The sequence below is a fragment of the Mesosutterella faecium genome, from assembly GCF_022809315.2.
In the GTDB taxonomy this organism is placed as follows: Bacteria; Pseudomonadota; Gammaproteobacteria; order Burkholderiales; family Burkholderiaceae_F; genus Mesosutterella; species Mesosutterella faecium.
The window spans coordinates 1,782,048-1,802,007 of the sequence record NZ_JAKZJU020000001.1 but is presented as its reverse complement, the minus strand read 5'-3'; the positions used below and the strand labels follow the sequence as shown (position 1 = coordinate 1,802,007).

At 64.5% G+C, this 19,960-nt stretch carries 23 protein-coding genes; 9 read left to right on the top strand and 14 right to left on the bottom strand.

The features are described from left to right. Positions 1-14: 14 nt before the first annotated feature. From MUN46_RS08290 to MUN46_RS08280, 3 genes are all read right to left on the bottom strand, one after another. Positions 15-272, bottom strand: a complete 258-nt coding sequence (locus tag MUN46_RS08290) for a hypothetical protein (RefSeq protein ID WP_243376380.1) — start codon at positions 270-272, stop codon at positions 15-17. Positions 273-308: 36 nt separating this feature from the next. Then, positions 309-566: a hypothetical protein gene (locus tag MUN46_RS08285; protein ID WP_243376379.1), complete on the bottom strand. Its 258-nt coding sequence runs from the start codon at positions 564-566 to the stop codon at positions 309-311. A 224-nt stretch (positions 567-790) separates the two neighbouring features. Then, on the bottom strand, positions 791-1,939 hold the full coding sequence (locus tag MUN46_RS08280; protein WP_243376378.1) for a porin: 1,149 nt from the start codon (positions 1,937-1,939) through the stop codon (positions 791-793). Between the two features lie 350 nt (positions 1,940-2,289). On the opposite strand from MUN46_RS08280, the gene MUN46_RS08275 reads away from it, so the two are divergent. The 4 genes from MUN46_RS08275 to MUN46_RS08260 all read left to right on the top strand — a co-directional run bounded on the left by MUN46_RS08275 (position 2,290) and on the right by MUN46_RS08260 (position 5,207). After that, positions 2,290-3,405 (top strand): ATP-binding protein, encoded by a 1,116-nt coding sequence (locus tag MUN46_RS08275; protein WP_243376377.1) that lies wholly within the window; start codon positions 2,290-2,292, stop codon positions 3,403-3,405. A gap of 160 nt (positions 3,406-3,565) precedes the next feature. Beyond that, positions 3,566-3,976: a cupin domain-containing protein gene (locus MUN46_RS08270; RefSeq protein WP_243376376.1), complete on the top strand. Its 411-nt coding sequence runs from the start codon at positions 3,566-3,568 to the stop codon at positions 3,974-3,976. 220 nt (positions 3,977-4,196) lie between these two features. After that, positions 4,197-4,385 carry a hypothetical protein gene (locus MUN46_RS08265; protein WP_243376375.1) on the top strand — a complete coding sequence of 63 codons (189 nt, stop codon included), beginning with the start codon at positions 4,197-4,199 and terminating at the stop codon, positions 4,383-4,385. A 9-nt stretch (positions 4,386-4,394) separates the two neighbouring features. Continuing rightward, the gene (locus MUN46_RS08260; protein ID WP_243376374.1) at positions 4,395-5,207 is read left to right on the top strand and encodes a hypothetical protein; all 813 of its coding nucleotides are present in this window, start codon (positions 4,395-4,397) and stop codon (positions 5,205-5,207) included. Positions 5,208-5,241: 34 nt separating this feature from the next. On the opposite strand, the gene MUN46_RS08255 is transcribed toward MUN46_RS08260, so the two are convergent. Together MUN46_RS08255 and MUN46_RS08250 are read right to left on the bottom strand one after the other, a co-directional pair. After that, entirely contained in the window at positions 5,242-5,493 is a 252-nt protein-coding gene (locus tag MUN46_RS08255; RefSeq protein ID WP_243376373.1) for a hypothetical protein, read from the bottom strand. After that, positions 5,427-6,227 carry a LysR family transcriptional regulator gene (locus tag MUN46_RS08250; RefSeq protein ID WP_243376372.1) on the bottom strand — a complete coding sequence of 267 codons (801 nt, stop codon included), beginning with the start codon at positions 6,225-6,227 and terminating at the stop codon, positions 5,427-5,429. The genes MUN46_RS08255 and MUN46_RS08250 overlap by 67 nt, the downstream gene beginning before the upstream one ends. A 125-nt stretch (positions 6,228-6,352) precedes the next feature. On the opposite strand from MUN46_RS08250, the gene MUN46_RS08245 reads away from it, so the two are divergent. After that, positions 6,353-7,579 carry a M20 metallopeptidase family protein gene (locus MUN46_RS08245; protein WP_243376371.1) on the top strand — a complete coding sequence of 409 codons (1,227 nt, stop codon included), beginning with the start codon at positions 6,353-6,355 and terminating at the stop codon, positions 7,577-7,579. Between the two features lie 59 nt (positions 7,580-7,638). Here the strand turns inward: MUN46_RS08245 and MUN46_RS08240 are convergent, their stop codons facing one another. Genes MUN46_RS08240 through modA form a run of 3 tightly spaced genes read right to left on the bottom strand, consistent with a single transcriptional unit; the run spans position 7,639 to position 9,958 of the window. Beyond that, positions 7,639-8,343: a molybdate ABC transporter permease subunit gene (locus tag MUN46_RS08240; protein ID WP_243376370.1), complete on the bottom strand. Its 705-nt coding sequence runs from the start codon at positions 8,341-8,343 to the stop codon at positions 7,639-7,641. 24 nt (positions 8,344-8,367) lie between these two features. Further along, the gene (gene modD, locus MUN46_RS08235; RefSeq protein WP_243376369.1) at positions 8,368-9,204 is read right to left on the bottom strand and encodes a ModD protein; all 837 of its coding nucleotides are present in this window, start codon (positions 9,202-9,204) and stop codon (positions 8,368-8,370) included. A 19-nt stretch (positions 9,205-9,223) separates the two neighbouring features. Beyond that, positions 9,224-9,958 carry a molybdate ABC transporter substrate-binding protein gene (gene modA / locus MUN46_RS08230; RefSeq protein ID WP_243376368.1) on the bottom strand — a complete coding sequence of 245 codons (735 nt, stop codon included), beginning with the start codon at positions 9,956-9,958 and terminating at the stop codon, positions 9,224-9,226. Positions 9,959-10,182: 224 nt separating this feature from the next. On the opposite strand from modA, the gene MUN46_RS08225 reads away from it, so the two are divergent. Both MUN46_RS08225 and MUN46_RS08220 read left to right on the top strand, forming a co-directional pair. Next, positions 10,183-11,007: a bifunctional hydroxymethylpyrimidine kinase/phosphomethylpyrimidine kinase gene (locus MUN46_RS08225; RefSeq protein WP_243376367.1), complete on the top strand. Its 825-nt coding sequence runs from the start codon at positions 10,183-10,185 to the stop codon at positions 11,005-11,007. A 61-nt stretch (positions 11,008-11,068) separates the two neighbouring features. Further along, complete coding sequence (locus tag MUN46_RS08220; RefSeq protein WP_243376366.1) at positions 11,069-11,644, top strand: hypothetical protein; 576 nt, start codon at positions 11,069-11,071, stop codon at positions 11,642-11,644. A gap of 225 nt (positions 11,645-11,869) precedes the next feature. On the opposite strand, the gene MUN46_RS08215 is transcribed toward MUN46_RS08220, so the two are convergent. Together MUN46_RS08215 and MUN46_RS08210 are read right to left on the bottom strand one after the other, a co-directional pair. After that, a complete protein-coding gene (locus tag MUN46_RS08215) occupies positions 11,870-12,481 on the bottom strand; it encodes a DMSO/selenate family reductase complex B subunit (protein ID WP_243376365.1) in 612 nt (203 codons plus the stop codon). A gap of 20 nt (positions 12,482-12,501) precedes the next feature. Further along, complete coding sequence (locus MUN46_RS08210) at positions 12,502-14,901, bottom strand: DMSO/selenate family reductase complex A subunit (RefSeq protein WP_243376364.1); 2,400 nt, start codon at positions 14,899-14,901, stop codon at positions 12,502-12,504. Between the two features lie 696 nt (positions 14,902-15,597). On the opposite strand from MUN46_RS08210, the gene MUN46_RS08205 reads away from it, so the two are divergent. Further along, the gene (locus MUN46_RS08205) at positions 15,598-16,167 is read left to right on the top strand and encodes a ferritin family protein (RefSeq protein WP_281069855.1); all 570 of its coding nucleotides are present in this window, start codon (positions 15,598-15,600) and stop codon (positions 16,165-16,167) included. Between the two features lie 300 nt (positions 16,168-16,467). Here the strand turns inward: MUN46_RS08205 and MUN46_RS08200 are convergent, their stop codons facing one another. From MUN46_RS08200 to MUN46_RS08185, 4 genes are all read right to left on the bottom strand, one after another. Beyond that, positions 16,468-16,884 (bottom strand): MarR family winged helix-turn-helix transcriptional regulator, encoded by a 417-nt coding sequence (locus tag MUN46_RS08200; RefSeq protein ID WP_243376363.1) that lies wholly within the window; start codon positions 16,882-16,884, stop codon positions 16,468-16,470. A gap of 76 nt (positions 16,885-16,960) precedes the next feature. Beyond that, on the bottom strand, positions 16,961-17,965 hold the full coding sequence (locus tag MUN46_RS08195) for an alpha/beta hydrolase (protein ID WP_243376362.1): 1,005 nt from the start codon (positions 17,963-17,965) through the stop codon (positions 16,961-16,963). 136 nt (positions 17,966-18,101) lie between these two features. Continuing rightward, positions 18,102-18,398 carry a hypothetical protein gene (locus MUN46_RS08190; RefSeq protein ID WP_243376361.1) on the bottom strand — a complete coding sequence of 99 codons (297 nt, stop codon included), beginning with the start codon at positions 18,396-18,398 and terminating at the stop codon, positions 18,102-18,104. Positions 18,399-18,418: 20 nt separating this feature from the next. After that, positions 18,419-19,216 (bottom strand): aspartate dehydrogenase domain-containing protein, encoded by a 798-nt coding sequence (locus MUN46_RS08185; protein ID WP_243376360.1) that lies wholly within the window; start codon positions 19,214-19,216, stop codon positions 18,419-18,421. Between the two features lie 125 nt (positions 19,217-19,341). Between MUN46_RS08185 and MUN46_RS08180 the strand changes: the two genes are divergently transcribed. Next, complete coding sequence (locus MUN46_RS08180; protein WP_243376359.1) at positions 19,342-19,815, top strand: NanQ anomerase/TabA/YiaL family protein; 474 nt, start codon at positions 19,342-19,344, stop codon at positions 19,813-19,815. Positions 19,816-19,960: the final 145 nt, after the last annotated feature.

Below are 19,960 nucleotides of genomic sequence, written 5' to 3'. Positions count from 1 at the left end.
GCCCAGCTTCTTTTTCAGCCGAGAAGCCGCGAGAAGCGCCCGCCGTGGACCCGCAGTTCGTGCCTGGCCCAGCAGAAGGCCGAACCGTTCACGGCGAGAAACACGATGGCTCCGAGCACCGCGAGGACAAAGCCCCTGGAGCCCGAGACCCACTCGGGCGGCACGTAGCGCAGCAGCCCGTCGCGCGCGATGATGTAGTGCAGCACGAAGCGGTCGAAAAGGACGAGGAACACGATCGCGAGGGCGTTGAAGAGAATAAGAAAGTATTTCATTTCATCCATTCCACAGGGCCTGCGGCTTTCGAGCCCTCAGCCGAGAAGCCGCGAGAAGCGGCCGCCTCGGGCCCGCAGCTCGCGCCTGGCCCAGCAGAAGGCCGCGCCGTTTGCGACGATGAACGCGATGCCGCCCAGCACTGCGATCACAAAGCCCCTGGAGCCCGAGACCAAGTCGGGCGGAACATAGCGCAGCAGCCCGTCGCGGGCGATGATGTCATGCAGCACGAAGCGGTTGAAGAGCGTGAGGAACACGACGGCGGCTGCGTCAAAGCATAGGTTGAAGCATTTCATGAGAGTTCCCTCCCCGAAGCACGCGCAGGCAGTGCGGGGGCGCGCTGTCTGCGCCGCTCACTCAAACATAGCGCATCGGCGGGAGGGATGCGAGCCTTTTCACCCGGTCCGTCCCTGTCCCTCCGGAAGAGAAAAGGAGCGGCCGGGCGAGGAAGGAGCCGGGCGGAAGGGGGCGGGGAAAACCTGCAGGCTCTCCCGCCTCTCCGGGACGATCCGGCCGGTCTTTAGAAGTAATGCACCGTGCCCAGCACGAACTCCGCGCCGTGCCTGCGGTTCGTGCCGTTTGTGACCTCTTCCTTCTGGTCCACGTAGCCCGCGTTCGTGTAGAGGTGGGTCCTCTTCGTGAGGACATAGTCGAAGCCCGCGCTCACGCCCCAGCGCCGGATGTCGCTCTTTTTAAGATCCGGCGTCGACTCGGAGAGCTCCGCCTTCATGAACCCGCCGCCGATTTTCGCCTTTCCGCCGAAGGCAGGGAACTGCAGCACGAAGGTGCCGCCCGCGCCGTCGTAGCCCTTGCCGCTTTTCGCGGCGATCCAGCTGCCCACGGTGTTGAGCGTGCTGTCCTTGAAGACTTCGGCGATGAGATAGGGCTTGACGACGCCGAAGTCATAGGCGGCCGAGACGTTGAGCGACATCGGGTCGCGGCTCACCCGGTCGGTCTGGGCGCGCGAGGCTCCGCCCGCCTCGCTTCCCAGGTTCGTGGTGTCGGCGATCGCCTGCAGGAAGAGGGGGCCGGACATGTAGCGGGCGGCAGCCGCGAAGTAGCGCGCCTTCTTGTTGTAGGTCGCGCCTTCCTGGCCCGAATAGGCGTTCGAGTACTGGAAGTGCAGGTCCAGGCCGCCCATCTTCGGCGTCGAGTAGACGATCGCGTTGTCCGCGTACCAGGCCGTGCCGGTCGTGTAGGCCTTGTAGCCGCCCGCAAACTTGCTCAGGTTGGAGCCGAAGGGGTTCACGCGGTAGGAGTTCATGAGCGAGGTGGAGCCCACCACGCCTTTGAGCAGTCCCAGGTGTCCGGCACTCACCTTGCCGAAGGGGCCGGCCACCGAAAGCGACGCCTCGCGCTCCCAGAGCGTGCCGGAAGTCTGCAGCGTTCCGTCATCCGCCTTGAACTGGTTTTCGAGGATGAAGCCCACCTTGTAGTCGCCGATCTCCTCGGTGCCCTTGAAGCCGATGCGGGAGCTGTTGCGCATGCCGCTGTTGAGCGTCGTGGCCGTGCTCGAGTCGACGCGGCTGCCGTCCGCATTGGAGCCAGAGGTGTGGGCGACGCCCACGCCGAGATCGATGACGCCGTAGACCGTGACGCTCGCGGCTGCGGCCGGAGCGCTCGCTGCGGCCGCGGCTGCGGCGGCGAGGAATAGTTTCGCGAGTTTCATGCTGTTGTTCTCTCCTTGGGGTTTTGCTGCTGTGCTTTTCGAGGGGCTGGAACTTTGACGCTTTCCCGCCTTCAGGACGCTTTCCGATTCTACGGACGGGGTGTTTTGTACAAAAGGGCGCAAAGTGCAAGAAATAATTGTGCAAAATGACAAAATCTTAGGTCTTTGCGCCCGGCGGAGAAACGAGAGGAGCTCAGGCCCGTTTTGTTCGAATGGCGAAGCCTCAGGCGCATTTCCGAATCTGAGGCAGTAAGTCGGCCGCTTACAAAATTTGTATACTGTATTTACGATTTTTGTATCAAAATTCGAAAATATATTTTTTAACTATGTCCTTAATCCACCGCCTCCTCATGCCTGAAGTCGCCCGTGGCACGCCGTCCAAGGCTGTTGCCGTTTTCGGACCCCGCCGGGTGGGGAAGACCACCCTGCTCGAAGAGCTTGTAGGCACGGCCAATGCCAGGTGGTACATCGGCGATACGCCCGAGGCGGCGAGAAGCCTGCGCTTCCAGACTGCCGGAGATGTCCGCAATGCGCTGCTGCAGGCCCCGACCCTGGTGATCGACGAGGCTCACAAAATCCCGGACATCGGCAATATCGTGAAAATGCTTGTGGATGCCAATGAGCGGCTGGAAAAGCCTGACCGCATCTTCCTCACGAGCTCTTCCCCCCTTTACCTCGCCTCCATCAAGGAGTCCGCGCTGGGCAGGGTTGTATCCCGGCGGATGTGGCCATTGTCTTTGAAGGAAATAGCCGAACATGCGAGCTGGGGGTATGTCAACGGCCGCCTCGATCAGTTTTTAGTGTCCGGGATGATGCCCAACGTCTTCACGGATCCTGAAGGGGGCCGCGCCTTCCTGGAGGATTACTGCGACGGACTGCTTCTGCGGGATCTTCTGGAACAAACGCCGGTGCGCCGGCTTGATAAATTCCGGATGCTCGTGCAGTTGCTCGCTTATTCGGTGGGATCCGAAGTTTCCTACGACGGCCTGGCGCGCGAGTGCGGGCTCACCCGCCCCACCGTGGAGGCTTACATCGGCAAGCTCGAGCAGTCCTCGATCGTCAGGGTCTGTCCGTCCTTTTCCAAAAACCTCGCCTCGGAACTCAAAAAAGGCAAAAAGATTTATTTCTTCGACAACGGGATCCGCAATGCGCTGATTCACAATTTCGCGCCGCTTGCCGAAAGAGAGGACGCCGGGGCGCTCTGGGAGAATTTCTTCTTCATGGAAAGGGTGAAAATGCACGACATCCAGCGCGACTTCACTCAAATCTATTTTTGGAGAAACACGGGGCACAATCCGGCCGAAGTGGATCTGGTGGAAGTGCGGGACCAGAAAATCCATGCCTTTGAATGCAAGCTTTCCGATAAAACCCAGCATTCTCGGGGCGTCGCCAAATTTCAGGAGCTTTATCCGGACAGCGCAGTGGAAATCGTGCTCCCCGGAGACTGTCAGCGGATTTTCAGCTGACGGAGGCCTGATTCCGAAAGGAGGTGCTCCCTGGCAAAACGGTGCCCCATTCATGCAAAACAGGAATCCAATCGGATAATAAATCGGCATTTAACATCATTTGAGCTCATGCCTACAATGCCCACAGGCTTTGATTCAGCTTGTTAAAGGAACAATTGGAATGGCAGAAAAGAAGGAAATGAGCGTATTCCCGACGGGAGACGTGAACCCCTACGGAAAGTTTTTCATCGGGACGAGCTACCTCAACATGCTCTCCACCGAGCAGGTGACGGTGGGCAACGTCACTTTCGAGCCCGGGTGCCGCAACAACTGGCACATCCACCACGCAGAGAAAGGCGGCGGGCAGATGCTGCTTGTCACCGCGGGCCGCGGCTGGTACCAGGAGTGGGGAAAGGAGGCGCAGGTCCTGAAGCCGGGCGACGTCGTCCACATTCCGGCAGGCGTCAAGCACTGGCACGGGGCCGCGAAGGACAGCTGGTTCCAGCATCTCGCGATCGAAGTCCCGGGCGAGGGCGCCCGCACGGAGTGGTGCGAGCCGGTCGCCGACGAAGACTACGCGAAGCTCGGCTGAGGCCGGCGCTTTCCCGCCCCCCGCTCTTTCTTTGAAAAAAAAGCGGGGGAGGGGCCTTCGCAGCGCTGCGAGCCGCAGCGCCGGGGCCGCTTCCACCCGCCCCTGCGAGTGCCTTTCCTGATCTAGGCTATTTCGCTTACCTGAAATTTGAGTTAGAGTTTGCGCTTGTTTTTTTGATCGGCTCAAGGAAAGCCCGCGAATTTCAGGAGGATGCACCCCGATGGACGAGAAGGTGAAGCAGGAAACTGAGAAGCTTCTGGAAGGCTATGGAGTGAGGACTTCGGAGGACTTCTGCGCCCTGAAGCCCGCGGATCTCGCCGCCCTTTACACCGATCTCCAGCAGATTGAAAAGCGCCACGGGCTCGACGACGCCACGATGGAGCTGGTCATGAAGGCGATCCTCGGCTGAAGTCCCGCCATGAACGGAGAAAACTTCCTCGCCGCGTCCCTTGCGGCCCAGGCCCAGGCCGCGATCGCCTCCTCTTCGGACTTTGCCTTCACCGCTCCACCTGAAGCCGAGTCGATCCTGTTTCGCTTCCTGCCGGTCTCGGGCGGCCAGTTTGCGGCCCGAAGCCCCACGGAGTGGTTCGGGCGCTGCCTCGCGATGGGCGCGCAGCGCTTCGGCTGCGAGCTTCCGCTCGAGCCCGGGAGCCTTGCGCCCGCCCGCGTCCTCGTCGATTTTTCAGACGGCCGCCGCTCGGCCTTCGCGGCCCGCTGGTTCCAGGCCTCAAAGGGCCGCTACACCGTCGCCTTCCAGGAGCGGCTCGAAGAAGGCGGAAAGCCCCCGCTCGACGCCCCCCGGGCTGCGCTTGAGCTGAGGTCGGCCCTGGAAGAGTCGGCGTCGCTTGCCTCCCGGCTCGGGCTCCAGGCCTACAGCGCCTGCTTCGGGCGCGCTCTTTCGATTCTGCGCGGCGAGGCGGGCCTGCCGTCCCGGCCCTTCTGGCCCGCTCTCGGGGGCGCGGCCGGACGGCTCTTTGACGCCGCCTTCGCAAGCGACGTCTTCGAGCACAGGGGAGGCTGGGGAGCCCTCGGCCGCAGGTGTGCCACGGAGGCCGGAGCGCTTGAGCCCTACGACCGGGCCGTCCTGCGGCTTTTCCTTGCCACGAGGCGCGCGGCGATGGCCGCGGCCGCAGCCGCGGGCTGCGGCCCGGACAAGGAGCGGGACTTTCCCGCCCACCGTCCTGGCTTCCCCGCCCGGGGACTGCTCAGGCGGCTTCGCGAGGTGTTCTAAGGGCCGGGAATCAGCCGGCCTGGGCTCTCCTTTTTCAGGCCTCCCCGCTTTTGCCTGGAAGCGGGAGCCCCGCGCCGCCCGGATTCTTTTCCCTTGCAGCTCCGATGATGATGGAGCGCACCCACTGGCTGAGCGGGTCGTTTTCGGACCGCGCCGCCCAGAGCAGCAGCGACGTGACCGTGTCGGTCGGACCGTAGTCGGTGAAGGCGCGGGCCGGGATCATGAGCAGCTCGTCCTCGGTCGCGTCGATCGCGCGGCGTGCGGCCGACTCGAGCGTCCACTGCACGAAGTCCGACTCAAGGAGAAGCGCCGGATTGGTGTTGAAAAAGGGCGAGTAGAGCCTTTTCTGGCCGGGCCCCGCTCGTAGCCGCAGGGGTCGCGAAGCGTCCGCGAAAACCGCGGGTTCATGATCTGGGTGTAGGGCGAGAGGGCCGCCAGGGTGAGCTCCCCCTCCCGCAGCCAGAGCCTTGCGGCCGGGTGCCCGCGCCGCAGCAGCAGGCAGTAGCGGTCCTTTTCGAGGGGCGCGGCCCGGATTTCCCTCCTGTACTCCGGAAAGGCGTAGATCGCGAGGTCGGCCTTCCCCGAGATGAGCTGCCACATGCCGTTTCGCCTCAGGGGCATCACCTCGAGCTCGAGCTCCGGGGCCTCGCGGCTGATCCGGGGAAGCACCGGCGAGAGGATGTTGAGGAAGTTGTTGTCGGTCGTGAGGATGCGGAACTGGCCCTTGAGCTGCGAGGGCTCGAAGGCCTTTGCGTCGTAGAAGTGCTCGAGGGAGTCGAGGAGGGGAAAGAGCTTCGCCGCAATCTCCTTCATCCGCGGCGTGGGCAGCAGCCGGCTGCCGCTTCGGGTAAAGAGCGGGTCGGAGAACCGGGCGCGCATTTCGGAGAGCCTGCGGCTCGCGGTCGAGTTCGAGATGCGCAGCGACGCCGCGGCGTCGCGAAGCGACTCGGTCCTGAAGAGGCCGGCGAGAAGCTCGAGCTCTTCGGAGCTCGGCAGCGCGGCGCGTTCGTTCTGAACCATGGATTGCCTCCGGTTCTGGCTCTGACTTGCGCGATTATAGCGGGGGCCTCCGGCGCGCCCCTCGGGCGACCCCGTCTGTCCTACAATGCAGGGGAAATTTTTTCTCCCTTGCCGAGGAGCGCAGGATGGAAATCGTTTTGAAGGACCGGGTCTATCCCGAAATCGCCGCGTGGGCCGATGAGCTTGCCGCCATCCGGCGCGAAATACACGAGACGCCGGAGCTTGGCTTTGACACGCCCTTTACGGTGGCGAGGATCGTGAAATACCTGCAGTCCTGGGGCATCACGGGAGTGGACACCGAGACGGTGCCCGGAGGCGTCGTCGCCGTGGTCGACGGCAGCCGCCCCGGCCCCACGATCGCGCTGCGCGCCGACATCGACGCGCTCCCGATGGAGGACTGCTCGGGCAAGCCCTGGAAGAGCCGGATCGAAGGCCACGCCCACACCTGCGGGCACGACGGGCACCAGACGTGGCTCCTCGGGGCGCTGCGCTACCTGCGCCTGAAGCGCGGATTCCCCGGCCGCGTGGTGGGGCTCTTCCAGCCCGCAGAGGAGCCGGGCAAGGGGGCGATCGCGGTGATCCAGTCGGGCTTCTTCCAGAAGTACAACGTGAAGGAGATCTTCGGGGCGCACGACGATCCCTTCCTCGACAAGGGGGTCTTCGGCTTCCGGGCGGGGCCGCTGCAGGCCGCCTCCGACACGTTCCAGGTGACGCTTCGCGGCGTCGGAACCCACGGCGGCCGCCCGCACCAGGGCGTGGATCCGATCCCCGTGGGCTGCGCGATCGTGAGCGAGCTGCAGACAATCGTCTCGCGGCGCGTGAATCCGATCGAGACGGCGGTGGTCTCGGTCTGCTCCTTCAACGCGGGGCGGCTTGAGACGCTCAACGTGATTCCCCACATGCTCACCTTCAGCGGCATCGTGCGCACGTTCGACCCCGAGATCCGGCGGCTGGTCGAGGAGAAGTTCAAGAAGATCGTGACCGGGGTCGCGGAGGCGAACGACTGCACCGCGGAGATCACCTACACGCATCTCATCTGCGCGGTGAACAACTCGAGGCCGCTCACCGAGGCGGCGATCCGGGTCGTGACCGGGCTCTTCGGCTCGCAGCACGTGCGGCCCTCGATCGACCCCATGATGGGGTCGGAGGACTTCGCCGAATACCAGCGGGTGGTGCCGGGCTGCATCATGCGCTTCGGCATCCGCGACAAGGACCACACGGTGCCCCTGCACAACCAGACCTTCGACTTCAACGACGAGGTGCTGCCCGCGGCTTCGACCGTGTTCGCGGCGCTTGCGAAGGACAGGCTCGAGACGCTCGCCCGGGGCGAGGAGCCCCGCGGGCAGTTCTAAAAAAGCGAAGAGCCGGCCTTTCGAAAATCTTCCGGAGGGCCGCTCCGGACTTCTCCTTTTTAAAGCGCCTGCCGGCCGCGGACGAGCTCGAGCAGAGCGTAGATCGCAAGCGCCATCGCCCCGAGCACGAGGCAGAGCGCGGTGGCCGCGTCGAAGTCGCCGCGCCCGACCGCGTTGAAGATCTCAAGCGAGAGCGTGCTCGTCTTCTGCTCGATGTTGCCGCCCAGCATCATCGTGATTCCCACCTCGCCCGAGGCGCGCGCCGTCCCGAGCAGGAGCGAGGCGGCGAGGCTGCTGCGGATGAGGGGCAGGGTGACGAGAAAAAAGACCTTGACCGGCCTCACCCCGCAGGTGAGCGCGCAGGCCTCGAGGTTCCTAAGCGCGGGGCTCTCGAGCGCGACCTTCAGGGGCCGCAGCACGAGCGGCAGCCCCGCGATGAAGGCGGCGAGGTAGACCCCGAGCGGCGTAAAGACGAGCCTCAGGCCGAAAAGGCTGTAGAGAGGCTCGCCCAGCGGCCCGCTGCGGCCCAGCAGCAGAAGCAGCAGGTACCCGAGCGCCACCGGCGGGAAGACGAGCGGCAGCGTCGAGACGAACATCAGGACGCGGGCCGCCGGACCGTTTCGCCTCGCGCAGTACCAGGCGAGCGGCACCCCCGCGGCGAGGAAAAGAACGAGGCTCGCGGCGCAGGCCCTGAGGGTGAGCGCCATCGGAAAGGCGAGGTCGCTCTCGCGCAGGAGCTCGAGCATCTGAAGGGAATCGCCCATGGTGAGCAAACGCGCCTAAGCCTTTCAGACCGCGGTGATTTCCATCTTGATGTCGAAGGGCCGCCCGAAGTAAGGCCAGGTGGTGACGAGGAAGTCCGCCCCGGCCTTTGCGTACAGGGCGGCGTTTTCCGCCTTCACGCCGCCCGCGGCTGAAACGAGAAGGCCCGGGCGCTTCGCGCGGGCTTCTCCGATGAAGGCCTGGAGCGCTTCAGGCGTGAAGCGCTCGCACTGCACGATGTCCGCGCCGTTCAGGGCGAAGGAGAGCGCTTCTTCGGGGCTTGAGGCCTCGACCGCGATCTTTCGCTCCGGGTCCCGCGCCTTCACCGCCTGCAGCCAGTCGAGGAAGTCGGGCCGGAAGACGCGGTGCTGGTCGAAGACGAGCACGGACTCCGAAAGCCCCATCCGGTGCACGACCGCGCCGCCCGCGAGCCCCGCGTAGAGCGAGAGCAGCTTCGTGCCGGGGAAGTGCTTCCGCGTGAGGGCGACCTGGCAGCGGGGATTTTCGGCCTGGGCCGCATCGACCATCGCCCGGGTCCGCCCCGAGATCCCCGAGCAGTACTCGAGGATGTTCTGGGCCGTCTTGTAGACGGCGTGGATCGCGCCCGCGCTGCCGCGGGCGACGATGACGGGTTCGCCCTTTGCCACCCGGTCGCCGTCGGCGTGCAGAACCTGCGCCTCAAGCCCCGCGCGGCGGAAGATCCGCGCGGCGGGATCGATCCCCGAGACCACGCCGTCGGCCTTGGGGTAGCAGCGCACCTGTCCGCGCCGGCTCTCGATCCCAAGCAGCTTCACCGTAAGGTCGCCGTAGGGGATGTCCTCGGAGAGGACTTCGTCGAGGAAACTGTCAGGAATGAAAAACATGGCCCGCGCTCCTTTCGGATCAGTCGATGCCGAAGTTCTTGAGGATGCGCTTCGCCTCGGGGGTCTTCAAAAAGCCCATGAAGGCCTTCACGTCGGCGTCCTTCTCGTGGCCCGCGACCACAAGGGCCACCATGTCGATAGGCGGATAGCCGTCCTTGATCTCAAGCGAGCCGCCGACCTTGCCGGCGCCGCGGGAGACGACCTGCCGGTTCACGAACCCCGCATCAACCTCGCCGCGCGAAACGTAGGAGAAGACCTGGGGAACGTTGGCGACCTGCATGGTCTTCGCCTTGAGTGACTGATCCCAGCCGCGGCTCTTCAGGTAGGCCGCGCCCGCGCGTCCGTAGACCGCGGCCTTCGGGTCGGGCAGGGCGATCGACTTCACGGCCGCTTCCTGCAGGTCGTCCGGGCTCTTGAGCGTGAGCCCCTTTCTCCAGACGAGCACGAGCGGCGTGCTCCCGAGGTTCTGCTCCGCGGAGAATTTGACCGGGGTCTTCAGCCGCTCGAGCGTCCCCTTGTCGGTGATCACGACGTTCACGCCGCTGCCCGAGGCGATCTGCGCGAGCATCTGCCCGATGTTGCCGCCGTAGCTCTCGGTGACGGCCGCGCCGGACTTCTGCTTCCAGGCCGCGACGAGCGCCTTCGACATCGGGATGTAGCCCGCGCCGGTGGTGACGGAAACGGTTTCGGCCCGGGCCGCGCCGCTGGCAAGGAGCGCGGCGAGAGCCGCCGCGGCGATGATTTTCCTCAGCATCTGGAGTTGTCCTTTGTAGGTTGCGTTATTCAAATAACGTTAGGATAAAAATGAATAGCGTTATTTAAGCACAAAGCCGCAGCTCCCGCCAAAGACCGGGGCGGAGGAGGGCTGGCGGGGCCGTCCCCTTTTTCCGGCTGCGGCCCCAGGCCCGGCGCTTCGCGCTTCTGCGATAATGTCGCTTTGTAGGCGCTCAGGCTTCCGCCGCTTTTACGTATAACGCAATGAGTTCTCAGATCCTTTTGATCACCGACATGGCCGGCTACGGCAAGGTCGCCCTCTCGGCGATGCTCCCGATCCTCTCGCACATGGGGCACTCGATTTACAACCTGCCCACGGCCCTCGTCTCGAACACGTTCAACTACGGGAAGTTCGAGGTGCTCGACACCACCGGGTACATGGAGAACACGCTGCGCATCTGGCACGAGCTCGGCTTTCGGTTCGACGCGGTGTTCACGGGCTTCACGGCCTCGCGCGCGCAGGCCGACCTCGTGCGGGGCTTCTGCGCCGAGCAGTCGGCCCGGGGCGCGAAGATCTTCACCGACCCCATCATGGCCGACCAGGGAGAGCTCTACCTCGGGCTTACCGGTCAGACCGTAGGCTACCTGCGGGAGCTTGTCGCGGGGGCCGACGTCACGGTTCCCAACTACACCGAGGCGTGCCTTCTCACCGACACCCCGTACCGGCGCGAGAGCCTCACCCGGGGCGAGGCCCTCGATCTCGTCGGGCGCGTCCGGGACCTGGGCGCGAAGTCCGTCGTCGTCACGAGCGCGCTGGTCGACGGCCAGCCCCAGGTCGCGGGCTATGACGCCGCCAGCGGCGGCAGCTTCCTCATCCCCTACGAAGAGATCCCCGTGTTCTTTCCCGGTACGGGCGACATGTTCTCCTCGGTCCTCATGGGCCGGATGATGGAGGGCCGCGGGCTCGAGGAGGCGACGCGCTCCGCGATGAACGTGGTGCACGACCTGGTGGCGATCAACCGCGGCAACCCAGACAAATTCCGCGGCGTGCAGGTCGAGAGCTCGCTCGAGGTGGTCGACCGGTACTAGCCCGGCGCAAAGTTTTTTTCCCGTTTTATTCCCTTCAATTTTTCTTCTTTAAGGCTCAGTCATGGCAAAGAGCAGATCAAGCAAGATTCCCGAGACGCTGCAGCTTTGGGTTGAAACCGGCATGGCGGTGACACGCCTCTTCAGGCTTTTGAAGCAGGGGATGGATCCCGAGAAGTCGCGTCAGGTCCTCAAGGTTCTCGAGAGCGCGAACCGCAGGATTGAGGCGATCACGGGAGCCAATCCCGGCCAGCCCGAGGCGAGCGTGAAGTTCGACGGCTTGAAGGAAGTGAGCGCGAAGCAGCTTCGCAAGCTGATGGAAAAGACCCCCGTGCTCAAGGTGAAGATGGAGTTCGCGGAAAACCTGGCCGAAGAGGGCGCAAAGCCTGAAAAGAAGGCCAGGGCGAAGGCTCAGGCCCCGAAGGACAAGCCGGCGAAGGCCGTGAAGGCTTCCGCCGCCCGGGCCGCCGCGAAGACCGGAGCGAAGGCTGCGGCGAAGACCGCCCCCCGCAGGCCGGGCAGGCCCGCCGCAAAGTCCGCCGCGAAGCCCGCGGCCGGGGCTGCCGCCGAGAAGGCCGCTCCTGCCGCTCCGCGCCGCCGCGGGCGTCCCGCCGGAAAGAGCCAGGGCAAGGCGGCCTGAGCCTCTTGCCCTGCACCTGGGTCCTAGCGGATTTCCCGAACTGTTCCCGGGCGCGCTTTTAGGCCATAATACATTTTGTTACACTGCGACGGGCCCGTTGAGGCGTCTCCGCCGTATAGGAGAGAGCGGCCGGGGGCGGTCCGGGCTTCGCGGTTAACACAAAAAATCCCGAAGGACTTGTCCTTCGGGATTTTTGTTCATCCGGGGGTTCCCCGGCGCGGCCGCTTAGAACTTATGGGCCGTGCCGCCCTTGAAGCCCGCGGGCTTGGCCGTGCGGCAGGGCTTGATCACGAGGTTGGGCTTCGTGAGCGAGGCCGAGGGCAGCGGCGCGATTTCCGCGCACTCGCCGTGCTTCTTCCTCAGGGCCTCGATGTCGCCGAACTCGATCGCGCGCTCCGGGCAGCTCTCGACGCACACGGGCTGCAGCCCGCGGCTCGTGCGGTCCACGCAGCCGTCGCACTTCCTCATCTTGCCGATCGCGCGGTCGAGCTGCGGCGCGCCGTAGGGGCAGGCCTTCGCGCAGGCCCCGCAGCCGATGCACTTCTCCTGGTCGATCACGACCAGCCCGTCCTCGGCGCGCTTGTGGTGGGCGTGCGTCGGGCAGACCTTGACGCAGGCCGGGTCCGAGCACTCGTTGCAGCTGATCGAGACGTAGTAGGCGAAGACGTCCTGCCGCCAGGTTCCGTCCCAGTTCTTCTGCCAGCCGCCGCCCTCGAACTCGGTGACGCGCCTGAAGTTCATCCCCGCCGGGGTGTTCTTCAGGTCCTTGCAGGCCACCGAGCAGGTCCTGCAGCCCGCGCAGCGGGTCGTATCAATGTAAAAGCCTTTCTGTGTCATTTTGACAGTCTCCCGTTGCGTCAGATTCTGCGGATTTCAACCAGGATGTTGTGCTGGGCGTTGCCCTTCGCGTAGGGGCTCGGGCGGTGGCCGGTGAGTGTGTTGATGCAGCCGCCCACGTCCACCCTGCGTCCGTCCTTCATCACGGGCTTGTACCAGGCGCCCTGCGGGATCGTGCACACCCCCGGCATGAGCCTCGGCGTCACGCGCGCGGGCAGCTCCACGATGCCGCGGTCGTTGAAGATGCGGACCTTGTCGCCGTCCTTGATGCCGCGCTTTTGCGCGTCGAGCGTGTTCATGAAGACCGCGTCGGGGTGCAGCTCGCGCAGCCACGGCAGGTTGTGGAAGGTCGAGTGGATGCGGCCGTGGCCGTGGAAGCCGAAGCACTGCAGCGGATACTTCTTCGCCTTCGGGTCGCCGGGCATGTCCCAGGTCTGCATGAAGACCGGGATCGGGGAGATGGCGTCGCCCTTGGGCAGCACCCAGTCCTTCACCTCCTTGGCGAGCCGCTCGGAGTAGATCTCGATCTTGCCCGAGGGGGTCTTCAGCTTGTTTTTGACCGGATCCTGGCGGAACTTCTCGAGCGCGATCGGGTCCTTCCTGTAGCCCCAGACCAGGGCGCGGCCGTTCTTCCAGAAGGTCTCGAAGTCGGGCAGCTGCTTCACCTTCTTTCTCGTCTCCTCGTAGCACCACCTCACCCAGTCCATCTGGGTGAGGCCCTCGGTGTACTTCTCCTCGAGCCCCAGCTCGCGGGCGATGCGCCGGCAGATCTCCCAGGAGGGGAGCTGCTCGAACTGCGGCTCCACGGCCTTCTGGATCGCCAGCAGCCCGGCCACGTCGCCGTGGCTGCCGCCGTTGGAGGCGAGGTCGTTCGTTTCGGGCCCGAGCGTGTCCGGGAGCAGAATGTCGGCGTAGCGGGCCGAGGGCGTCATCATGTTGTCGCACACGACGAGGAACTCGAGCTTGCTCGTGTCGCGCAGCACCCGGTCGGTCCAGTTCGCGTCGCCGTGCTGATTGATCATCGTATTGCCGCCCGAGTTGATGATCATCTTCACGTCGGACTTCAGCCGCTCGGCCCCGTGCAGGGCGTCGGTGCGGCGGGTCATCTCGTGGCCGCGCAGGATCGCGTCGGTCCACAGGTAGACGGGAATCGTCGCCTTGACGGGATTGGTTCCCACCGGCAGATAGACGGCCGGGAAGGGCGTGTTGCCCTCGTGCTCGCCGGAGTTCGTGCCGGGCAGCCCCACCTGGCCCAGCAGGATCGGCACCATGGCGATCGCGCGGGCGGTCTCCTCGCCGTTCGCCTGCCGCTGCGGGCCCCAGCCCTGGGAGACGAAGAGGGGCTTGGTCGTGCCCATCTCGCGGGCGAGGTTTTTGATGACGTCGACCGGGATGCCCGTGATCGGGGCCGCCCATTCCGGCGTCTTCGGGGTCTTGTCGGGCCCCTCGCCCATGATGTAGGAGCGGTAGTCGGAGTGCGCGGGGGCGGACTTCGGAAGGGTCTTCGCGTCAAAGCCCACGCAGTACTTGTCAAGGAACGCCTGGTCGATCCACCCGTGGGTGATGAACTCGTAGGCGAGGGCGGAGACGAGCGCGGCGTCCGTGCCCGGACGGATCGGGATCCACTGGTCAGCCCGCGAGGTCGCGGTGTCGGTGAAGGCCGGGTCGATCAGGATCATGCGCGGGCGGTGCCGCTCGCGCGCGAGGTCGATCTGGTAGCCCTTGCCGCCGCCCGAGGGGCGGTTCACGAGGGGATTGTTGCCAAAGAGCACATAGAGCTCGGCGTGCGCGATTTCCGAGGGGAGCGAGGCCGGGCGTCCGCCGTAGGTGAGCGGGAAGGCGGCCGAAAGCTGCGCGTTCGAGTACGAGCCGTAGTACTTCAGGAAACCGCCCATCAGGTTCATGAGGCGCTGCCAGGCCCTGCGCGAGCTCACGAGCGACTGCTGGCCCGAGCAGTACTGCCAGTAGATCGCTTCATTGCCGTACTTCGCCCTGATGCGCTTCCACTCCGAGGCGATCGTCTTCACGGCCTCGTCCCAGGAGATGCGCTGGAACTTCCCTTCGCCCCTCTCGCCCACGCGCTTCATCGGGTAGCGCAGGCGGTCCGGCGAATAAATGCGCTGGCGCATCGAGCGGCCGCGCTGGCAGGCGCGGATCTGGCGCGGCACATTGCCGTCGGGCTGGGAATTGTCGGTTTCAATGCGGATCACCTGGCCGCCCCGGGTGAAGCAGCGCACCGGGCAGCGCTGCCCGCAGTTGATCACGCAGGCGCACCATTTGTAGCTGCCCATTTCGTCCACGGCGGCAGCGACCGCGCGGGTGACCGGAAGCATCGGAAGCCCCAGTGCGGCTCCGGCCGCCGCGGCGGCCTTAAGGAATGTCCTCCGGCTGGCTCTGGGGTGGAAAAAATCAACGCCCATGTTGTGTGTCTCCTTAATTGCGGCTTCCGCGCGGGCGCTGGGCGCCGCAGCTGGAAGCGGGAAGTCTCGGGCGATCCGTCTCCAGGGGGGCCTCTTTCGGGCCGCGGGATCGCGCCGGCGGGGATATTCTTGCGGGCCCGGGACTTTTGCAAAAGAAGACATTCCCTGTCTCCGATGTCAAATTTGACATTCAGCCGAAGGCTGTTTTTATTTTTTGACATTTGGAATTCCGGGCCGCAGCCGCAGATGCAGACGGCCTAGATCCTCAGCAGGACAGGGTTTCCGAGGATCCGGCGCCGGCGCGCGGCGAAGCGGGGCTTCACTAATTAATTGAAAATGAATCTCATCTTGAGGTTCCGGCGGAGCCTTTTCCCAACGGGCCGGAAAGCGCCTTTTCGCCGGCCTTCGCGGCGGAGAAGAGGAAAAAGGGGAGGGCTTTGATCGGGGGCCGAAAGAATGAGGCCGCGCCTCGTCCTTCCGGCCTATGGGGCGGCCATCGGTACGGGCGGCAGAGCCGGGCCTGCGGCCTTCAGTACGAAAAGTTACACAAAAGTCTCTTTGAACCCCGGGGGGACTGATAAACTGCCCTGCAGCCGCGCCGGAAAGAGAGCGCTGCGGCCCCGGTACCGGGCAGAGCCCGGAAGCGCCCGGAGGAGCAGCCGGCGAGGCCGGAAAATAACTCATAAAGGAGAACCTATGAAATACCGTTGCACTGTTTGCGGCCATATCTACGACGAAGAAAAGGAAGGCGTGAAGTTCGCCGACCTGCCGGATACCTGGACCTGCCCGACCTGCCATCAGCCGAAGTCCAAGTTCGTCCCGGTCGAGGGCGAGCTCACCTGGGCCGCCGAGCATGTGGTGGGTGTTGCCAAGGACGTCCCCGAGGACATCAAGAACGACCTCCGCGCCAACTTCCAGGGCGAGTGCTCCGAGGTCGGCATGTATCTGGCCATGTCCCGCGTCGCTTTCCGCGAGGGCTACCCCGAGATCGGCCTTTACTATGAGAAGGCCGCCCACGAGGAAGCCGAGCACGCCGCGAAGTTCGCCGAGCTGCTGGGCGAAGTGATCACGGATTCCACCAAGAAGAACCTCGAGATGCGCGTCGAGGCCGAAAACGGCGCGACCGCCGGCAAGACCGACCTCGCCAAGCGCGCGAAGGCTCTCAATCTCGACGCGATCCACGACACGGTCCACGAGATGGCCCGCGACGAAGCCCGCCACGGCAGGGCCTTCAAGGGCCTGCTTGACCGCTACTTCGGCAAGTAATGGGATGCGTCCTGAAGGCCCGCAGCCGCGGGCTCTCAGGACTGTGAGCCCGCCCTGAGGGTCCGCCGGGTCCGTCCCTGGCGGAGCGTCAGGGCAGAAAGCAGCGAGAGAAATTCCCGCTGCTTTTTTAGTGCCCGGAAAAATAAAATTGGCACGTCCAGGGCGCTGGAAAGGATTCCTTCGAGTCCCCGCAGTGAGGAAGGCGCGGAAATGTATGACATTCTTTTAAAGGGCGGCCTCGTTGTGGCGCAGTGGCACTGCCCGGGCCGGGAGCCATCTTGAAGCGATATTTCCCCTGCTCTACAGCTTCTTTTCGAGCTTCAGCAGAAGATTTTTTAATGTGTCCGTCTGCCTGGGTGTAAGCGAGCCTTCAATGAGCGCGTTCACCTCGGCCTCCAGGGGAGAGAGGGAGCGCAATAGAGCCAGCCCCTGACCGGTGAGCTCGAGGATGAGGTTTCGCTTGTCGCCGGGATCCACGGAGCGGCGGATGAGGCCTTTCCCCTCCAGCCGGTCAACGAGCGCCTTCACCGTATTCTGGTTTTTCTCCATCAGGTCCGAGAGCTTCTTTTGGCAGAGCGGGCCGTCCTCATGGATGATGCGAAGCCCCACCCACTGTTCAATGGTGATGTCGCGGGATTTGAAAATGCCATCGAGCCGGTAATGGACCTTTCGGGAAACACGGCCCAGGATGTACCCCAGCGTGCTGTCGAGCTCCATGCTTTCTCCTCTTGGACGGAAGGTGCGCGGGAAAAAGCGGGCGGAGGCCTCTCCGTCCGCTCCCATCCGCTGCCGGTTATTTCAGATAGGAGTCAAAGAACCGGGTGATGACGTCGAGCACTTCCTTCTGGTTCCAGTAGATGCCGCCGTGCGCTGCGCCCTCAACGAGGTAGCGCCTGGAAGGTATGTTTTTCTTCTGGAGGGCCTGGAAGAGGAGGTCGGTCTGGCTCGGCGAGACCACGGTGTCCTTCGTGCCGTGCATGAGGAGCATCGGGGCGCTCTTTTTCGAAATGTAGGCGATGGGGTTCGCTTTCTCTGCCGCCTCTTTGTCAGCGAGAATGCCGCCGTCCCGCCCGCCAAAGACCGGGGAGCCGTTCACCCAGAGGGCTTCGGTGGAGCCGGCGGACTTGTGGGCCTGCTTGACCCTCTCGCTGTGGTCGTCGCCGATGCGGGTGAGGTCCGAAAGGCCGTAGAGATCCACGGCAGCCTTCACTTCACTCGAAAAATTCAGGTTGTCGCCCTTGTCAAAAGCGGTGGTGCCGCTCGTGGTGCCGGCCATCGCGGAGAGATACCCGCCGGCGCTGCCGCCCACGATACCCACGCGCTCAGGATCGATACCGAACTGCTTCGCATGGGCCTTCAGGTAGCGGATCGCGGCCTTCACGTCCTCAAGCGGCTGGGGGAAGCGGGCGGTGGGAGCGACCCGGTACTGGATGGAGGCCACCACGTAGCCGGCTTCCGCGAGGTGCATGCGAAGCTGGATCCCGTTGTCCTTGTTCGCGTTGATGAAGCCGCCGCCCGTGACATAGACGATGGCCGGCAGCTTCTTGTCCGACTTCGGCTGCAGGATGTCCATTTTCATGGCCACGTTCGGGTAGCCCCGCATGGGCACCTGCTCGTAGACGACGTTCGAAATCTGGTTGATGAGCGGAGTCTTCACGGCAACGGTGAGCAGCGTGCTCTCCACTTTCCCGGGCATGTTCTTCGTGGCCGAGTCCACGTTCACTTCCGCGGCCAGGGCACTGCCCGCCACGCACAGGCATCCGGCCAGGGCCAGGGCCGTCAGTTTTGCATTTCTCATCGCGCTTCTCTTAAGTGGCAAATACTACGACATCGAAGTAAAAGACCGCACAATGATATTACGATGTCGTATTATTTTCAAAGAAAAGAAGCTTTTTTGCCCTTCTGCCGGCAGGGCGGGGGCGGCGGAGACCGCTTCAGCGCCCGCTGCCTTCCTTCGGGGCGGGGGCGCCGCCCTCGCTTTGCTCGAGCGAGCGCTCGATTCTGCGCCTTGCCTTTCTCGGGAGCCGCTCGAGGTCGGCTCTGCGCTTTGCCTCCTGCTCCTGCCGCGCCTTTTCGCGGTCGTCCATGACGCACTTCCCGTAGGCGAGCATGAAGGCGAGGATCCCGACGCAGGCCATCGTGAGGACTCTGTCGGTGAAAAACATCGTGAACCAGGCGGCGATGAGCCCCACCATCAGGCCCACGAGCGAGGGCATAAGCTTTGCTTTCATCGAGGCCTTCCCCCCTTTTCTTAGAAGAACGCGATCGGCGCGGTGAGCGCGTCAAGGCACGCGAGGACGCTCCAGGCCGCGGACACCGACGAGCGGGGGTTCTCAGGGTCGGGACGCGAGGAAAAGGAAAGCTCGGCGTGCAGCAGCTGGTTTTCAATCCTCAGGCTGTGCGTGGTCTCCTTAAGGCCCGGGACGCTGCGAAGGGTCATCCGGGACTGTTCTGCGGCGCTTGCCGCGCGAGCCGCCACGGCGACGTTCACGTTCTTCGGGAACTCTCGGATCGCCTCGTCGATGGAGCCCGAGAAGGCGACTTCCTCGCGCTCTTCGGAAAGCGTCCGGCCCTTGAGGCCCGGCGCCCCGGCAAGGCTCTTCGGGGCCTTCAGGCTTTCAAACTCGAGTTTTGCGCCGCCCATGAGCGCGTAGGTGCGCAGCAGGTCAAGCCCCCCGATCGCGCCGTTGGCGATGATGAGGCGGTGCCCCGAGCCCCGGGCGGCCTCTTCGGCTTTGGCACGGAAGGCGGGGTCGGCGAGCGCGCCCGCGGAGACCGCGATGAGGTTCGTGCGCGCGAGCACCGCGCTCGCGTAGTCCTTCAGGGCCTGCACTCCGGCAAATTCCACCACGTAGCCGGGGTTGAGGGCGAGAAGGTCGTCCAACGTCCTGCAGGCGGCAGCCCCGGTTTCAGCGGCGAGCGCCTCGGTTTTCTCGAAGGTGCGGCTCATGATCCCGGTGATTTCGCAGCGGCCGGCGAGCGCGGCGGCGAAGCGGCGGCAGAAGACGCGGGCGAGCGCGCCCGCCCCGATGACGGCGATTTTTTCCATGGGGTGCCCTGAAAGCTTGAAAAGGAAGAAAACAGGCTTATTCTAAGCGGTGCGCGGCCGCCGGGGCGCCCCGGATTTGCTAGGATCGGGGCCGTGAGCCAGACCGAAACAGGGAGAAAAAATCGATGTTCGTCGGAAGCCTCAAAGCCTGGAAAGAGGAGAGCCGGAGCCTGCATCCGGCCTTTGCCCGCGCGCTGGAGCTCTTTTTGAAAAAGGGAGGCGGCTCGCTGCCTCCCGGGCACTATGAACTTCAGGGCGAGGACATCTACGTGAACGTGGAGGAGGGGGAAACGAAGCCCGCCTCCGAGCGCCGCTTCGAGGCGCACCGCGCCTACGTCGACGTGCAGATCGTGCTCGAGGGCGAGGAGCGGATGGACTGCGCCGCGGAGCTTCCCGCGGCCGCCCCGCTCGAGGACGCCTACGAGTCGCGCGACATCGCCTTTTACCCCGAGCCCGGGCGCCCGCAGAGCCTCGTTCTTGCAGCGGGCGGGTTCGCCGTGTTCCTGCCGGGCGAGCCCCACGCCCCGAACCTCGCCGCCGGCCGCCCCGCCTGGCACAAGAAGGCCGTGGTCAAAATCCGCGCTTCGCTGCTTGCCTGAAGCCGGGCCTTCGAAAGGCCCGGGCGCCGAAAAAAAGAGAGGGGTGTCGTGAATTGAAATAAAGTACCCACCAAATTATTCAGAACCAAGAGACCACCCCTCCCAATTTTTTTTATGAGAGGGTTCCGTTGTGGATCGCAATTCG

Excerpts from the sequence above, each read along its gene's own strand:
- MUN46_RS08250 (WP_243376372.1), bottom strand. The coding sequence starts at position 6,227 with ATGGTTCAGAACGAACGCGCCGCGCTGCCGAGCTCCGAAGAGCTCGAG.
- MUN46_RS08280 (WP_243376378.1), bottom strand. The coding sequence starts at position 1,939 with ATGAAACTCGCGAAACTATTCCTCGCCGCCGCAGCCGCGGCCGCAGCG.
- MUN46_RS08270 (WP_243376376.1), top strand. The coding sequence starts at position 3,566 with ATGGCAGAAAAGAAGGAAATGAGCGTATTCCCGACGGGAGACGTGAAC.
- modA (WP_243376368.1), bottom strand. The coding sequence starts at position 9,958 with ATGCTGAGGAAAATCATCGCCGCGGCGGCTCTCGCCGCGCTCCTTGCC.
- MUN46_RS08240 (WP_243376370.1), bottom strand. The coding sequence starts at position 8,343 with ATGGGCGATTCCCTTCAGATGCTCGAGCTCCTGCGCGAGAGCGACCTC.
- MUN46_RS08200 (WP_243376363.1), bottom strand. The coding sequence starts at position 16,884 with ATGGAGCTCGACAGCACGCTGGGGTACATCCTGGGCCGTGTTTCCCGA.
- MUN46_RS08215 (WP_243376365.1), bottom strand. The coding sequence starts at position 12,481 with ATGACACAGAAAGGCTTTTACATTGATACGACCCGCTGCGCGGGCTGC.
- MUN46_RS08220 (WP_243376366.1), top strand. The coding sequence starts at position 11,069 with ATGGCAAAGAGCAGATCAAGCAAGATTCCCGAGACGCTGCAGCTTTGG.
- MUN46_RS08275 (WP_243376377.1), top strand. The coding sequence starts at position 2,290 with ATGCCTGAAGTCGCCCGTGGCACGCCGTCCAAGGCTGTTGCCGTTTTC.
- MUN46_RS08225 (WP_243376367.1), top strand. The coding sequence starts at position 10,183 with ATGAGTTCTCAGATCCTTTTGATCACCGACATGGCCGGCTACGGCAAG.
- modD (WP_243376369.1), bottom strand. The coding sequence starts at position 9,204 with ATGTTTTTCATTCCTGACAGTTTCCTCGACGAAGTCCTCTCCGAGGAC.
- MUN46_RS08285 (WP_243376379.1), bottom strand. The coding sequence starts at position 566 with ATGAAATGCTTCAACCTATGCTTTGACGCAGCCGCCGTCGTGTTCCTC.
- MUN46_RS08205 (WP_281069855.1), top strand. The coding sequence starts at position 15,598 with ATGAAATACCGTTGCACTGTTTGCGGCCATATCTACGACGAAGAAAAG.
- MUN46_RS08210 (WP_243376364.1), bottom strand. The coding sequence starts at position 14,901 with ATGGGCGTTGATTTTTTCCACCCCAGAGCCAGCCGGAGGACATTCCTT.
- MUN46_RS08180 (WP_243376359.1), top strand. The coding sequence starts at position 19,342 with ATGTTCGTCGGAAGCCTCAAAGCCTGGAAAGAGGAGAGCCGGAGCCTG.
- MUN46_RS08260 (WP_243376374.1), top strand. The coding sequence starts at position 4,395 with ATGAACGGAGAAAACTTCCTCGCCGCGTCCCTTGCGGCCCAGGCCCAG.
- MUN46_RS08245 (WP_243376371.1), top strand. The coding sequence starts at position 6,353 with ATGGAAATCGTTTTGAAGGACCGGGTCTATCCCGAAATCGCCGCGTGG.
- MUN46_RS08185 (WP_243376360.1), bottom strand. The coding sequence starts at position 19,216 with ATGGAAAAAATCGCCGTCATCGGGGCGGGCGCGCTCGCCCGCGTCTTC.
- MUN46_RS08195 (WP_243376362.1), bottom strand. The coding sequence starts at position 17,965 with ATGAGAAATGCAAAACTGACGGCCCTGGCCCTGGCCGGATGCCTGTGC.
- MUN46_RS08190 (WP_243376361.1), bottom strand. The coding sequence starts at position 18,398 with ATGAAAGCAAAGCTTATGCCCTCGCTCGTGGGCCTGATGGTGGGGCTC.
- MUN46_RS08290 (WP_243376380.1), bottom strand. The coding sequence starts at position 272 with ATGAAATACTTTCTTATTCTCTTCAACGCCCTCGCGATCGTGTTCCTC.
- MUN46_RS08265 (WP_243376375.1), top strand. The coding sequence starts at position 4,197 with ATGGACGAGAAGGTGAAGCAGGAAACTGAGAAGCTTCTGGAAGGCTAT.